At 60.5% G+C, this 12,177-nt stretch carries 12 protein-coding genes and 1 pseudogene; 9 read left to right on the top strand and 4 right to left on the bottom strand.

What is annotated here, in order from left to right; all coding sequences use genetic code 11:
- A partial coding sequence (locus ATI14_RS31090) for an alpha/beta fold hydrolase (protein WP_157814516.1) occupies positions 1-517 on the bottom strand: 517 nt, incomplete at its 3' end.
- A gap of 209 nt (positions 518-726) precedes the next feature.
- Here ATI14_RS31090 and fadD2 point away from each other — a divergent pair.
- A pseudogene (gene fadD2 / locus ATI14_RS31085) lies at positions 727-2,415 on the top strand (long-chain-fatty-acid--CoA ligase FadD2).
- A gap of 385 nt (positions 2,416-2,800) precedes the next feature.
- A complete protein-coding gene (fadD1, locus tag ATI14_RS31080; RefSeq protein WP_016973104.1) occupies positions 2,801-4,492 on the top strand; it encodes a long-chain-fatty-acid--CoA ligase FadD1 in 1,692 nt (563 codons plus the stop codon).
- Positions 4,493-4,656: 164 nt separating this feature from the next.
- Here the strand turns inward: fadD1 and ATI14_RS31075 are convergent, their stop codons facing one another.
- Positions 4,657-5,034: a hypothetical protein gene (locus ATI14_RS31075; protein WP_016973105.1), complete on the bottom strand. Its 378-nt coding sequence runs from the start codon at positions 5,032-5,034 to the stop codon at positions 4,657-4,659.
- Between the two features lie 199 nt (positions 5,035-5,233).
- Here ATI14_RS31075 and ATI14_RS31070 point away from each other — a divergent pair, with 199 nt between their 5' ends.
- The 3 genes from ATI14_RS31070 to def all read left to right on the top strand — a co-directional run bounded on the left by ATI14_RS31070 (position 5,234) and on the right by def (position 7,081).
- Entirely contained in the window at positions 5,234-5,419 is a 186-nt protein-coding gene (locus tag ATI14_RS31070; RefSeq protein ID WP_016973106.1) for a CsbD family protein, read from the top strand.
- Between the two features lie 168 nt (positions 5,420-5,587).
- A complete protein-coding gene (locus ATI14_RS31065; RefSeq protein ID WP_016973107.1) occupies positions 5,588-6,538 on the top strand; it encodes a YihY/virulence factor BrkB family protein in 951 nt (316 codons plus the stop codon).
- Between the two features lie 3 nt (positions 6,539-6,541).
- Positions 6,542-7,081 (top strand): peptide deformylase, encoded by a 540-nt coding sequence (gene def, locus ATI14_RS31060; protein ID WP_017255449.1) that lies wholly within the window; start codon positions 6,542-6,544, stop codon positions 7,079-7,081.
- A gap of 133 nt (positions 7,082-7,214) precedes the next feature.
- On the opposite strand, the gene ATI14_RS31055 is transcribed toward def, so the two are convergent.
- Positions 7,215-8,033, bottom strand: coding sequence for a class I SAM-dependent methyltransferase (locus ATI14_RS31055; RefSeq protein ID WP_016973109.1), 819 nt, complete (start codon positions 8,031-8,033; stop codon positions 7,215-7,217).
- A gap of 94 nt (positions 8,034-8,127) precedes the next feature.
- Positions 8,128-8,544, bottom strand: coding sequence for a GNAT family N-acetyltransferase (locus tag ATI14_RS31050; protein ID WP_031320201.1), 417 nt, complete (start codon positions 8,542-8,544; stop codon positions 8,128-8,130).
- Positions 8,545-8,845: 301 nt separating this feature from the next.
- On the opposite strand from ATI14_RS31050, the gene ATI14_RS31045 reads away from it, so the two are divergent.
- The 4 genes from ATI14_RS31045 to ATI14_RS31030 all read left to right on the top strand — a co-directional run bounded on the left by ATI14_RS31045 (position 8,846) and on the right by ATI14_RS31030 (position 12,129).
- Positions 8,846-9,775 carry a fatty acid desaturase gene (locus tag ATI14_RS31045; protein ID WP_016973111.1) on the top strand — a complete coding sequence of 310 codons (930 nt, stop codon included), beginning with the start codon at positions 8,846-8,848 and terminating at the stop codon, positions 9,773-9,775.
- Between the two features lie 9 nt (positions 9,776-9,784).
- Positions 9,785-10,576, top strand: coding sequence for a phosphate/phosphite/phosphonate ABC transporter substrate-binding protein (locus ATI14_RS31040; protein WP_016973112.1), 792 nt, complete (start codon positions 9,785-9,787; stop codon positions 10,574-10,576).
- Between the two features lie 108 nt (positions 10,577-10,684).
- Positions 10,685-11,194, top strand: a complete 510-nt coding sequence (locus ATI14_RS31035; protein WP_016973113.1) for a sigma-70 family RNA polymerase sigma factor — start codon at positions 10,685-10,687, stop codon at positions 11,192-11,194.
- Positions 11,191-12,129, top strand: a complete 939-nt coding sequence (locus tag ATI14_RS31030) for a FecR domain-containing protein (protein ID WP_016973114.1) — start codon at positions 11,191-11,193, stop codon at positions 12,127-12,129. The genes ATI14_RS31035 and ATI14_RS31030 overlap by 4 nt, the downstream gene beginning before the upstream one ends.
- Positions 12,130-12,177: the final 48 nt, after the last annotated feature.

Here is a 12,177-nt window from a genome sequence, read left to right as displayed (position 1 = left end):
ACAGAAAGTCGATCAGCGCACTGCGCCCGCGCAACCCCTGGCGTGCGCGCTCAATGCGGGCAATCAACTCGGCTGCGCGGTACAGCGCGACCGGCTGGAAATTCGAACCGCTCAGGATCGCCCCGTTCAGGCTGGCGCTGTGGTGCAGCAAATACGCCTGGGCGATATAGCTGCCCATGCTGTGCCCCAGCAGGATGATCGGCAGGCCAGGCGCTTGGTGCGCGATGTGCTGGTTGAGGCTGGCGAGGTCGCCCACGACTTTGTTCCAGCCATCCTTTTCAGCGTACAACCCCAGCGTGCCTTCGTCGGCGGTGCGGCCATGGCCACGCTGGTCCAGCGCATACAAGCCGTAACCGGCAGCACACAGCGCCTCGGCCAGACGCCCATAGCGGCCACTGTGCTCGGCCATACCGTGGGACAGCATGATCATCGCCCTGGCAGGGCCTTCCGGCAGCCATTGATTGACGTACAGCCGGGTGTGGTCGTTCGCGGTCAGCCAGAAGGTGCTGTGGTTCATGGCGCTTCCTTTGCTCGGGGTCGATGCAGTGTATAGCTCATCCGTCAGGGGGCGGGGTATCTGCCTACACGTTAGGGCAAGATTCATACAATAAATGACACAGTTGGGCGTATTTGCCTGTTTGGTGATAGCTGCTAACGTCCCAAAGCTCCGCTTTTTATAGCGGACGAAAAAGCGGCCGGACACACTCAGGTAAGAGGACAAGAATAATGCAACCTGATTTTTGGAATGACAAACGCGCCCGCGGGCGTTCCCAATGACATCGACCTGAGCACCTACAAGTCCGTCATCGAAGTGTTCCGAGCGTTCCTGCAAGGCCTTTGCCGACCGTCCGGCGTTCAGCAACATGGGCATCACCTGACCTACGCCGAGCTTGAGCGCCAGAGTGCGGCGTTCGCCGGTTACCTGCAAAATCACACGACCTCAAGCCGGGCGAGCGCATCGCGGTCCAGATGCCCAATGTGCTGCATTACCCGATTGCCGTGTTCGGCGCGCTGCGCGCCGGGCTGATCGTGGTCAACACCAACCCGCTGTACACCCCGCGCGAGATGCGCCACCAGTTCAAGGACGCCGGGGTGCGTGCGCTGGTGTACCTCAACCTGTTCGGTTCACGGGTGCAGGAAGTGTGTGCCGACACCGAGATCGACTACCTGATCGAAGCCAAAATGGGCGACTTCATGCCCGCCGCCAAAGGCTGGCTGATCAACACGGTGGTCGACAAGGTCAAGAAAATGGTCCCTGCCTACAGCCTGCCACGCGCCGTGTCGTTCAAGCGCGCCCTGCGCATGGGGGCAGGCCTGGCCGTGACCCGCCACCCGGTGACCCTGGATGATATCGCCGTGCTGCAATACACCGGCGGCACCACGGGCCTGGCCAAGGGCGCGATGCTCACCCACGGCAACCTTGTGGCCAATATGCAGCAGGCGCGAGCGTGCATGTCCCAGGTCGCCGACGACGGCCAGCCGCTCGTGAGGGAAGGGCAGGAGGTGATGATCGCGCCGCTGCCGCTGTACCACATCTATGCCTTCACGGCGAATTGCATGTGCATGATGGTGACCGGCAACCACAACGTGCTGATCACCAACCCGCGGGACATCGGCGGCTTTATCAAGGAACTGAAAAAGTGGCGGTTCTCTGGCCTGCTCGGGCTGAATACGCTGTTCGTCGCGCTGATGGATCACCCGGATTTCAAGACCCTGGATTTTTCCCACCTCAAAATCACCAACTCCGGCGGCACGGCGTTGGTCAAGGCCACGGCTGAGCGCTGGAAGGCGGTGACCGGTTGCTCCATTGGCGAAGGCTACGGCCTGACTGAAACCTCGCCGGTGGCCAGCACCAACCCTTACGGCAGTCAATCACGGCTGGGAACGGTGGGCCTTCCGGTGCCGGGCACGGCGATGAAGGTTATCGATGATGAAGGCCGCGAGTTGCCTTTGGGCGAGCGTGGCGAGCTGTGCATCAAGGGGCCGCAGGTGATGAAGGGCTACTGGCAGCAACCGGTGGCCACCGCCGAAACCCTGGACGACGAAGGCTGGCTCAAGACCGGCGACATTGCGGTGATCGATGTCGATGGTTTTGTCAGCATTGTCGATCGCAAGAAAGACTTGATCATCGTGTCGGGCTTCAACGTGTACCCCAACGAAATCGAAGACGTGGTGATGGCGCACCCGGCCGTAGCCAACTGCGCCGTGATCGGCGTGCCGGATGAGCGCACGGGCGAAGCGGTGAAGCTGTTTGTCGTGGCGCGGGCCCAGGGCGTGAGCCTTGAGGAGTTGAAGACGTACTGCAAGGCCAACTTCACCGGCTATAAAGTGCCCAAGCATATCGTGCTGCGCGAGTCGTTGCCGATGACGCCGGTGGGCAAGATTTTGCGCAGGGAATTGCGCGACATCGCCTGACATAAAACACCGTCAAAAATGTGGGAGCTGGCTTAACTGCGATAGCGATCTTTCAGTCACCGGATATATCGACTGAAGGTCCGCTATCGCAGGCAAGCCAGCTCCCACATTCGTGATCTGTGGTCCTCAAAGCCTTATTCCAGAGCCTTTTGCTGGGTTATCCTGGCCTGATTTAAAGTGTGACCAAATATTGTAGGACAGTCATGATTATGACTGTAGGGCCCTCTTTTGGCTCTAGGCGGCCCTTGGCAAAGCTGCTACTCTCGGCGCGCTTTGTGACTTCTAGGCCTGCTTTAAAGCGCCAGATTCACCTTAAAAAAACATACACCAATAATAATCGCATCAAATGCGATGATGAATTCGCGTCGCTGAGGAGTGGGCTTCCATGAACGAAGACTTTTGGAAGGATAAGTACCCCGCCGGGATTGCTGCCGACATCAATCCAGACGAGTATCCGAATATTCAGGCGGTACTGAAGCAGTCCTGCCAGCGCTTCGCCAACAAACCGGCTTTCAGCAACCTGGGCAAGACCATCACCTACGGTGAGTTGTACGAATTGTCCGGCGCCTTCGCCGCGTACCTGCAACAGCACACCGATTTGAAGCCCGGCGACCGCATCGCCGTGCAACTGCCCAACGTCCTGCAATACCCGGTCGCCGTGTTCGGTGCCATCCGCGCCGGCCTGATCGTGGTCAACACCAACCCGCTGTACACCGCGCGGGAAATGGAACACCAATTCAACGACTCCGGTGCCAAGGCCCTGGTCTGCCTGGCCAACATGGCCCACCTGGCGGAAAAGGTCGTGCCCAAAACCGGCGTCAGGCACGTTATCGTCACCGAAGTCGCCGACCTGTTGCCGCCCCTCAAGCGCCTGCTGATCAACAGCGTCATCAAGTACGTGAAGAAAATGGTCCCGGCTTACCATTTGCCGAAGGCGATCAAATTCAACGACGTGCTGGCCAAGGGGCACGGCCAACCGGTCAACGATGCCAGCCCTGCCAGCAGCGATGTAGCCGTGCTGCAATACACCGGCGGCACTACCGGCGTGGCGAAAGGCGCGATGCTCACCCACCGCAACCTGGTCGCCAACATGCTGCAGTGCAAGGCGCTGATGGGCTCGAACCTCAATGAAGGCTGCGAGATCCTGATCACGCCGCTGCCGCTGTACCACATCTATGCGTTCACCTTTCATTGCATGGCGATGATGCTGATCGGCAACCACAACATCCTGATCAGTAACCCGCGTGACCTGCCCGCCATGGTCAAGGAACTGTCGAAGTGGAAGTTCAGCGGGTTCGTTGGCCTGAACACCCTGTTCGTGGCGCTGTGCAACAACGAAGGTTTCCGCAAGCTGGATTTCTCTGCGCTGAAAGTCACCCTGTCGGGCGGCATGGCCCTGCAACTGGCGGCCGCCGAGCGCTGGAAAGACGTGACCGGCTGTGGCATCTGCGAAGGTTACGGCATGACCGAAACCAGCCCCGTGGCCACTGTGAACCCGATCCAGTACACCCAGATCGGCACTATCGGTATTCCGGTGCCCTCGACCCTGTGCAAAGTCATCGCCGATGACGGCACCGAGCTGCCCCTGGGCGAAATCGGCGAGCTGTGCATCAAGGGCCCGCAAGTGATGAAGGGCTACTGGCAGCGCGAAGACGCCACCGCCGAAATCCTCGACAGCGAAGGCTGGCTGAAGACCGGCGACATCGCGATCATCCAGCAAGATGGCTACATGCGCATCGTTGATCGCAAGAAAGACATGATTCTGGTCTCCGGTTTCAACGTCTACCCGAACGAACTCGAAGACGTGCTGGCGACCCTGCCGGGCGTGCTGCAATGCGCCGCCATCGGCGTGCCGGACGACAAGTCCGGCGAGCACATCAAGATCTTCATCGTGGTCAAGCCGGGGGCCACCCTGACCAAAGACCAGGTGATGGAGCACATGCGCGCCAACGTCACCGGCTACAAGGTGCCCAAGGCCGTGGAGTTCCGCGATGCCTTGCCGACTACCAACGTGGGCAAGATCCTGCGGCGTGAGTTGCGTGATGAAGAGCTGAAGAAGCTCGGTCTTAAAAAATAACCCCATAAAAAACCCGCGATTGCGGGTTTTTTTATGGGCTGGATTGAAATGCAATCCACTGTGGGAGCTGGCTTGCCGGCGATAGCGGCACATCAGTTACACCCGTGTTGACTGGCCCATCGCTATCGCAGGCAAGCCAGCTCCCACAATTTTTAACCGCGTGCTTACAGGGCAAACTGCGCGAAGCTCACGCCCGCACCCGCCGGGCGTACATCCTTGAGGAACGAATCCTTGTCCGCGCTCAGCTCCAGGGTGATCTCCGGCTTGCGCTTGCCCGCGTTGCGTACCACCAGCCCTTCGAGTTTCTCGCGCAGGAACACGGTTGGCACCTTCAGGTGCAGCAACTGGTCAGTCTCGGCGTTATGCATCAACAGGTGGATCCACTCGTACTGGCCCACGGCAATGCGGCCCACCGGCAGGTCGAACCACCAGATGTTGCGCTTGCGGTCCAGGTCGGTGAAATGGCAGTTGTTGACGCCGAGTACGGCACCGCCCAGTTCGGTGTTTCTGCGGGCGATGGCCTGTGCTTTATTGAGTTTCATAACCTTCCTACGGGATCTGTTATTCAGCGTTATAGCCTGAATGTGCCGCGCATTCTCATGGGTTGGCTGCAAAACATAAAGCCAAACCTGCGAGCGACGATGAAATGCAGCCTGAAAATAATTGAAACTCTGCCGAACCGGCCCGGGTCAATCTTTACGTAATGACCAAAACCCTTGATTGTTCTTCTGGAGAAATACCATGGGCAGCACAGCGGATAAGGCAAAAGGTTTGAAAGACGAAGCCGTCGGCAACATCAAGCAAGGCGTCGGCAAAGTCACCGGCAACGACAAACTGCGCGCTGAAGGCGTGGTGCAGGAAAAGAAAGGCCAGGTCGAAAAGGCCGTAGGCGATACCAAGGATGCAGTCAAGAAAGCCACCAAATAGGCTTTCCACCTGCAGCCAGCGGCCATCCACGGATGGCCGTTTTTATGTCGCACGCTGCAACTAAAACCCTGTCATTGTTTCAAAGTCGCCAAGTAGGCTACTTTTGATGTAGAAAACGGCCCCTGAGTCGCCCACGACCTCATCCTCTTTGCGGCGAAAGGAGACGCTATGATTTTTCCGGTTCTAGACGGGCTCAAGCTACACCAGGTGCTGATACGCACCGTCAAGGAATTCGTCGATGACGAAATGCCTACCTACGCCTCGGCACTGGCCTACCAGATGCTGTTCTCGCTGTTCCCCTTCCTGCTGTTCCTGATTGCCCTGATCGGTTTCCTGCACCTGCCGGACTTCTTCACCTGGCTGCGCATGCAATCGGAGCTGGTGTTGCCACCCCAGGCGCTAGAGCAGGTCAACCCGGTGATCGACCAGTTGCAGCAATCCAAGGGTGGCTTGCTCTCGGTGGGTATCGTCATCGCCCTGTGGACTGCCTCCGCGGGCGTGCGCCTGATGATGAGCGCGATGAATGCCGCTTATGACGTGGTGGAAGGCCGACCGATCTGGAAGCGTTTTCCGCTGTCGATTTTCTACACCGTCGGCATCGCCGGCATGTTGCTCGCCGCTGCGGCGCTGATGGTACTCGGCCCGCAGGTCATGGAGTGGCTGGCCGGACAGATCGGCATGCAGGAATTCGTGGTTACGCTGTGGACCATCCTGCGCTGGCCGCTGATCGTGATTCTGCTGATGTTCGCCGTGGCCCTCATGTACTACGTGATGCCTGACGTAGAGCAGAAATTCCGCTTCATCACCCCGGGCTCGGTGCTGGCCGTGGTGGTCTGGATTGTCGCCTCCCTGGGCTTCGGTTATTACGTAAAAACCTTCGCCGATTACAACGCCATGTATGGCAGTATCGGTGCGATCATCGTCCTGCTCCTGTACTTCTATATTTCTGCCGCCGTGTTACTGCTGGGTGCAGAAATGAATGCCGTGATCGAACACATGTCGGCTGAAGGCAAGGACCCGGGGGAAAAGGAGTTCGATGAACATGCAGGCATGGATGAGAAACAGCACGTCTCAGGCCTGGGCCGGGACCACTCCAAACCCACTACCGACGAAGTCTGATCGATGATCCGTGAAATCCTGAAAATGGGCGACGAGCGCCTGCTGCGTATCGCGCCACCGGTTCCGCCGGAAATGTTCGACAGCCCCGAGCTGTGGCAATTGATTGATGACATGTTCCAGACCATGGAGCACGTGGGCGGCGTGGGCCTGGCCGCTCCGCAGATCGGCGTTGACCTGCAACTGGTGATCTTCGGCTTTGAGGCCAGCGAACGCTACCCGGATGCGCCGCCGGTGCCGCAGACCATTTTGATCAACCCTTTGATTACGCCACTGAGCCCGGTGCTGGAAGAGGGCTTTGAAGGCTGCCTGTCCGTGCCCGGCCTGCGTGGCGCGGTGAACCGCTATCAGCAGATTCGCTACGAGGGTTTTGACCCCAAGGGCGAGCCGATTGTGCGGGTGGCCGAGGGTTTCCACGCGCGGGTGGTGCAGCATGAGTGCGACCACCTGATCGGCCGGTTGTACCCCTCGCGGATTACCGACTTCAGCAAGTTCGGGTTTATTGAAGTCATGTTTCCGGACATGGACCCCACTGCCGACGAATAACCCCCTGACACAATGAAGTCAAAAATGTGGGAGCTGGCTTGCCTGCGATAGCATCCCCTCGGTCTGCCTGACACACCGAGGTGCCCGCATCGCAGGCCAGCCAGCTCCCACACTCGTTTTGCGTTGAGCCTGCTTACCTTGCAGGTTTGACGAACCGCAACGTCATCCGGTCCGACTCCCCAATCGCCAAATACTTCGCCTTATCCTGCTCGCCCAACCTCAGCGACGGCGGCAACGTCCACACCCCGCCCGGATAATCCTTGGTGTCTTTCGGGTTGGCATTCACCTCACTTTGCCCGGCCAGCTTGAACCCGGCGTCCGTTGCCAGTTTCACCACCTGCGCGGTGGTCAGGTAGCCGCTGTCCTTGATCGCTTGCAAATCCGCCCCGTCCTTGGCCCGGTGGTCTTCCACACCCAGCACGCCGCCCGGTTTCAGCACTTGGTAAAACGCGTTGAAGGTGGCCGGCGCGGTGCCAGCCTCGACCCAGTTATGCACATTGCGAAAGGTCAGCACGGCATCCGCTGATGCGGGTTTGCCGAATACCGGCGCCTTGGGATCAAACTCCACAACTTCAGCCTTGCCGTAACGCAGCGGGTCGGCGGCGAATTTCTTTTTCAGGTTCTGTTCGGACGTCGCGGCATACGCGCTGGTGCTGGCGGCCTGAACGGCAGCGATGTAATGCCCGTGGTCCTTGAGCAGCGGCGCCAGCACTTCGCTATACCAGCCGCCGCCGGGGGTGATCTCGATCACGCGTTGTTTGGCGCCCAGGCCGAAGAACTCCAGGGTTTGCTGCGGGTGACGGTAGCCATCACGCGCGCTGTTGGCCGGGTCGCGCCAACTGCCCGCGAGCACGCTGGCGTATTGCTGGGCGGTAATCGGCGCATCCGCTGCCTGGCTCAAGGCCGGGACGAGGAGGGCAGTGAGGGACAGAGCTGCAAGCGTCTTTTTCATGATCGTCCTGTAAGGGGCCACTGTGCCAGCGAGGCTAGCACGGGCCCTGTTCGGGCCGATCACACATTATCCGCAGTGGTCCTAACCAACGGTTCTAAGCACTGGTTTTCAGGCCCATGGCGATCATCGGCTTGTTGCGTTTATAGCGGACCAGACGCTCGCTGAGCGATTGAGGCAGCACCGTGTTCTGGGTGAAGCCCATGCGCTGATACATACCTTCCAGGTCCGGATGGCACAACAGCCAGACCGTGCCTTCCACCTCCGCCACGGCCGCGTCAATCAACCGCCCGGCCAGCCCCCGGCCGCGATACGCCGGGTCCACAAACACCCCGGTCAACCACTGTCCGCCGACCACCGGCGTCAGGCACAGCCCGGCGATAATCTCGCCATCGCGCGCCACCCACAAACGCCCGCCCTTGAGCGCCTTCATCGACGAATCATGGCGGCGATAAAACTTGTTCAGCAGCGGCCACAGGGGCTCTGCCAACAGATCGAGAGTCAATTCAGGCATGGTGTTCAGCAGGTGCGTTGACGGGTCGGGGATTATAAGCGCCTTCTGCCGCCCAATAGGTGGTATACCCAATGCTACATCCCGTTTAAGTGGAGTACGCATCATGGCCAAAGGTATGGATTCAAAGAAAGCCGCGAAGAAGAAACCGGCCAAGACCGCCGATGAAAAACGCGCCGACAAGAAAGCCAAGAAGTCCGAAACCGGCTTGTTCGGTCACTGAGTTACAAGCTTAGAACCAAACGATCTGCAAGATTTTCCGGCCTCATTGCACAGAGCAGGAAACACCTGCTCTGAGCTGCCGATGGCCAACTACCTTGATCTGACCCAACGCCGGGAAATCGAAGCCCTGGCCGACTGTTTTATGGCCCGTACCGAGTGGCCGACCTGGCTGTTGTTGATCGGCGTGTATGCCGGTTGGTTCGCCGTGATGCTTGGCAGCCACTGGCTGGGTCTGTGGCTGAGCACGCTGTTGCTGATCCCGCTGGTGACACTTTGGCTGTCGGTGCAGCATGAATTGCTCCACGGCCACCCCACGCGATCCCTTCTGATCAACAAACTGCTCGGCTACGCGCCGTTTGCCGTGTGGTATCCGTACACCCTGTACCGTGACAGCCACTTGCTGCACCACAACGACGAAGACCTGACCCTGCCGGGCGTCGACCCGGAAAGCCGTTACCTGACCCAGCTGCAGTGGAACAACAGTTCATTGTTTGAACGTGGCGTGCACTGGCTGACCAAAACCGTGCTCGGCCGCTTCCTGCTCGCTGCGCCCCTGGCGATCAGCCGCCTGGCGCGCCACGAATTCCAGCGCCTGCCCCAGGTGTGGCCGATGTGGCTGACCCACGGCGCGGTCACCGTGCTGATGTTGTGCTTCATCGCCCACTACAGCGTCTTGCCCGTGTGGCATTACCTGCTGCTGGTCACCGCGCCGGCCTTGTCCCTGGCGTCGATCCGTTCCTACTATGAACACCGCCCGCACCCGCAGCCGGAACAGCGCACTGTGCTCAACGAAGCGTCCTGGCCGTGGACCTGGCTGTTCCTCAACAACAACCTGCACCTGGTGCACCACGATTTGCCCAAACTGCCCTGGTACTTACTGCCCACGGTCTACCACGCGCGCCGCGAACAGTGGGTGGCGCGCAGCGGTGGTTTCCTGGTGCAGGGTTACGGGCAGTTGATCGGCCGCCATGGCCTCAAGGCCATCGACAGCCCCCGGCACCCTTTTGCGTGAGAAATGAGCATGACCGACCATTACGCCGAGCTGTTGATGTACGTCGCGCCCGAGCCCGTCCTGCAGGCCAACGCGCTGTGGCTGGCGCGTATCTTCGAGCATTTGAACCTGCGCCGCCGCGACGCCGGCCACCTCGACCTGCACGGCCTGTGGCTCGCCCCCGAATTGCTCGTCACCCAAACCTGCGGCTACCCGCTGATGACCCAACTGCGCGGCCAGGTACGCGTGATCGGCCGCCCGCGCTACGAACTGGCCCACAGCAGCGGCGGTGAACATTGCAGCCTGTTGCTGACCCGCGACGACAACCCGCGCACCGCACTGCCCGAGTTCTACAACAGCCGCGGCGTGATCAACGGCCACGATTCCAACAGCGGCATGAACCTGCTGCGCGAACGCCTTGCGCCGTTGCAGCGCGACGGGCGTTTCTTTGCCAGCGTCGGCATCAGCGGCGCCCACCGCGAAAGCCTGCGCTGGCTGCGTGAGGGCCTTGCCGACATGGCGGCCATCGATAGCGTGACCTTCGACTACCTCGCGCGGTTCGCCCCGCAGGAAGTCGCAGGGCTGCGCGTCGTCACCCGCAGCGCGCCGAGCCCGACCTTGCCCTACATCGGCCCGCTGCATTTGACTGATGAACAGGCTGCAAGCATTCGTGGGGCGATGAACCAGGCCTTGCAGGATTTGCCGCAGGTGGCTCAAACCCTGGGCGTGCGTGAAGTTCTTCCCGCCAATGAGGACGACTATCACGTATTGCTGGGCTACCAGAGGCAAGCTGCCGACGCAGGTTATCCGGTTCTTCAATAAGGTTATATAAAAATACCTTTTAAATATTATTAAAGAATAAGAGGCCTTGCTAGGATCGCCCCACCGGAACACCGGACATAACGCGCAACCAACTCAGATGGAGCCACTATGTCCGGCGCCGACACTTCTCACAGCGATTACGTGGGCGGATTGTTCCGCAGTCATTACGACTGGCTGTGCAGCCGCTTGCACCGCCACCTCGATTCCCGTGCGCATGCTGAAGACATTGCCGCCGACACCTTTGTCCAACTGCTGAGTTCGCCGGGCGTACAGCCGATCCGGCAACCCCGCGCCTTGCTCACCACCATCGCCCAGCGCCTGATGTACCAACTGTGGCGGCGCCGTGATCTGGAACGTGCCTACCTAGACGCCCTGGACAACGACGAAACCGCTGCCGCGCCCTCGCCCGAAGACCTGGCGCAAATGCTCGAAGCGCTGCAAGCCATCGACCACTTGCTCGACGGCTTGCCGGCCAAGGTCAAGGCGACCTTTTTACTCTCCCAGCTCAACGGCCTGACCTACCCGCAAATCGCCGCCGAACTGGGCATATCCCAGCGCTCGGTCAGCGACTACATGGCCCGTGCCCTCAACCGTTGCCTGCGGCTGTGCCTGGAATGAACGACGAACTGATCGACAGCGCCACGCGCTGGTACGTGCTGTTGCGCTCGGGCCAGGCCACGGCGACGGACTGGCAGCGCTACCACCAATGGCGCGCAGCTGACCCGCGCCACGATGCGCTGTGCCAGCAACTGGAAACCCGGCTGGGTGTGTTTCAGATTCCCCAGGCCCAAGGCGTCAGCGGCCAAGTGTTGCAGCAGGCGCTGGATGCGCCAGCGAGCCGCCGCCACGTCTTGCAGATCGCCTTGGCGGGCGCGGGTGTGGCTGTCGGCGCCGCTTTTTTAGCCAAACCCATGGGCTTGTCCGAGCTGACGGCCGATATCCATACCGGTACCGGCGAGCGCCGCAGCGTCACGCTGGCCGATGGCAGCGAGCTGTTGCTCAATGCGCAAAGCGCCGCCGACATCCAGTTCAACCCGCAGCAGCGCCTGGTGCGCCTGCGTGAAGGCGAGTTGCTGGCCAACGTGGCCAGCGATCGCAACCGCCCGTTTTTGATTCAGACCGACCAGACCCGGCTGCGCGCCTACGGCAACCGCTTTTTGGTGCGCGAGCGGGAAGGGCAGGGCCAGGTCGTGGCGCTCAATGGCGCGGTTGATATTGACGACCAGCGCGGCGAACGCTTGCAGCTCGCCGCCGGCCATGAAGTGCATTACGACCGCTCGGGCTTCGGTCCGGTCGAAGCCAGTTCCTCCGGCGCCACCGCGTGGGTCGATGGCTTCCTGCAAGTGCGCGACCGCCCCCTGGCTGAAGTCATCGAAGCCCTGCGCCCGTATCACAGTGGCGTCTTGCGCCTCGACCCCGCCGTGGCCGGCCTGCGTGTGAGCGGTCTGTATCGTCTCGACAACCCCCAGCAAATCCTCGACACCCTGGCGCGCACCTTGCCGATCCACATTACCCGCCGCACTGGCTTGTGGGTGACCGTCAATGCCGCCTGACGGATTCACTCAGCCTCTGTGGGAGCTGGCTTGCCTGCGATGGGATCG

The sequence above is a fragment of the Pseudomonas tolaasii NCPPB 2192 genome, assembly GCF_002813445.1.
In the GTDB taxonomy this organism is placed as follows: Bacteria; Pseudomonadota; Gammaproteobacteria; order Pseudomonadales; family Pseudomonadaceae; genus Aquipseudomonas; species Aquipseudomonas tolaasii.
Note: the sequence above shows the minus strand (reverse complement) of the source record. Positions and strands in the feature narration are given on the sequence as shown.

Excerpts from the sequence above, each read along its gene's own strand:
- fadD1 (WP_016973104.1), top strand. The coding sequence starts at position 2,801 with ATGAACGAAGACTTTTGGAAGGATAAGTACCCCGCCGGGATTGCTGCC.
- ATI14_RS31075 (WP_016973105.1), bottom strand. The coding sequence starts at position 5,034 with ATGAAACTCAATAAAGCACAGGCCATCGCCCGCAGAAACACCGAACTG.
- ATI14_RS31070 (WP_016973106.1), top strand. The coding sequence starts at position 5,234 with ATGGGCAGCACAGCGGATAAGGCAAAAGGTTTGAAAGACGAAGCCGTC.
- ATI14_RS31065 (WP_016973107.1), top strand. The coding sequence starts at position 5,588 with ATGATTTTTCCGGTTCTAGACGGGCTCAAGCTACACCAGGTGCTGATA.
- def (WP_017255449.1), top strand. The coding sequence starts at position 6,542 with ATGATCCGTGAAATCCTGAAAATGGGCGACGAGCGCCTGCTGCGTATC.
- ATI14_RS31055 (WP_016973109.1), bottom strand. The coding sequence starts at position 8,033 with ATGAAAAAGACGCTTGCAGCTCTGTCCCTCACTGCCCTCCTCGTCCCG.
- ATI14_RS31050 (WP_031320201.1), bottom strand. The coding sequence starts at position 8,544 with ATGCCTGAATTGACTCTCGATCTGTTGGCAGAGCCCCTGTGGCCGCTG.
- ATI14_RS31045 (WP_016973111.1), top strand. The coding sequence starts at position 8,846 with ATGGCCAACTACCTTGATCTGACCCAACGCCGGGAAATCGAAGCCCTG.
- ATI14_RS31040 (WP_016973112.1), top strand. The coding sequence starts at position 9,785 with ATGACCGACCATTACGCCGAGCTGTTGATGTACGTCGCGCCCGAGCCC.
- ATI14_RS31035 (WP_016973113.1), top strand. The coding sequence starts at position 10,685 with ATGTCCGGCGCCGACACTTCTCACAGCGATTACGTGGGCGGATTGTTC.
- ATI14_RS31030 (WP_016973114.1), top strand. The coding sequence starts at position 11,191 with ATGAACGACGAACTGATCGACAGCGCCACGCGCTGGTACGTGCTGTTG.